Here is a 1,174-nt window from a genome sequence, read left to right as displayed (position 1 = left end):
CACGTGCTTGTGGATCTTCTGCGTCGGTGTCTTGGGCAGCTCGGCCGCGAACTGCAGGTATCGCGGCACCATGAAGTAGGGCAGCCGGTCGATGAGGAAACCGGTGAGCTCGCCCGGATCGATCGCGGCGCCGTCCGGGCGACGACCACGGCTTTGATCTCGTCCTCGGTCAACGCCGAGGGCACGGCGACGACGGCGCTCTCGTAGACGTCGGGGTGGGAGTTGATCACGCGTTCGACCTCGAAGCTGGAGATGTTCTCCCCGCGCCGGCGCAGCGCGTCCTTCATGCGGTCGGAGAAGTAGAAGCGGCCCTCGGCGTCGGTGCGGAACGCGTCGCCGGTGTGGACCCAGCCCTCGACCAGCGTCTCGGCCGTCTTGTCCGGCAGCCCGTGGTAGCCGCGCATCACGATCAGCGGGTCGTCGGGCTTGACCCACAGCTCCCCGACCTGCCCCTGCGGCACGTCGGCGCCCTCCTCGTCGACGAGGCGCAGCTGGTTAGCCCTCGCGGGGGAAGCCGCACTCGCCGCCGACGATCGTGTCGGGCGGCCCGTGAGCAACCGCACCGATCTCGCTCACCCGTAGACCGCGGCGAGCTCGACCCGAACCGTGTGCGGAAGCCGTCGACGTCGCTGGCCAGCGGCGCCATGACGGCGAGCTCGAGCGGGTTCGCCGCGTCGTCGGGGCGGTGCGGGGCCTGCTGCAGCAGCTCGGCCATCGCGCCCAGCATCACGGTGACGGTCACGCCGTGCTCGCGGACCGTCGGCCAGAACCGGCTCACCGAGAACGAGGGCTCCAGCACGCACAGCGCCCGGTGGATGATCGCCTGGTAGACGCCGAACCACTGCCCGGCCAGGTGGAACAGCGGGAGGGTGACGAGGATCCGGTCGCCCGGCACCGGGCGCGCCTGGTCCTCGCGCGAGGCGTAGGTGTACGCGTGGGCGTGCGAGATCAGCACGCCCTTCGAGAGCCCGGTCGTCCCCGGAGGTGTACATGTAGGCCATCAGGTCGGCGGCGTCGAGCGGCTGCACCGGCGCGGCGTCGGCGCCGGCGATCTCGTCGAACGCGACGACCGGAACCGGTCGCGCAGGCCGTCGGCCGCGTCCGTCGAACCCGCACGACGAGCGTCCGCAGCGCCGTCAGCTCAGGCGCGACGCGCGCCAGACCGCTCGAGGTA

Annotated in this window: 1 protein-coding gene and 1 pseudogene; both read right to left on the bottom strand. The window is 71.4% G+C overall.

Annotated features, from left to right (window positions below; translation table 11 throughout):
- Nucleotides 1-461, bottom strand: a pseudogene (locus tag KPL57_RS26955) (hypothetical protein); the annotation flags it as partial.
- Nucleotides 410-955 (bottom strand): AMP-binding protein, encoded by a 546-nt coding sequence (locus KPL57_RS26950; protein ID WP_226353640.1) that lies wholly within the window; start codon nt 953-955, stop codon nt 410-412. The gene KPL57_RS26950 and the pseudogene KPL57_RS26955, both read right to left, overlap by 52 nt.
- Nucleotides 956-1,174 lie beyond the last annotated feature (219 nt).

The sequence above is a fragment of the Pseudonocardia sp. ICBG601 genome (assembly GCF_020496245.1).
The sequence above is the reverse complement of the archived record's forward strand: the minus strand, read 5'-3'. Positions and strand labels throughout refer to the sequence as shown.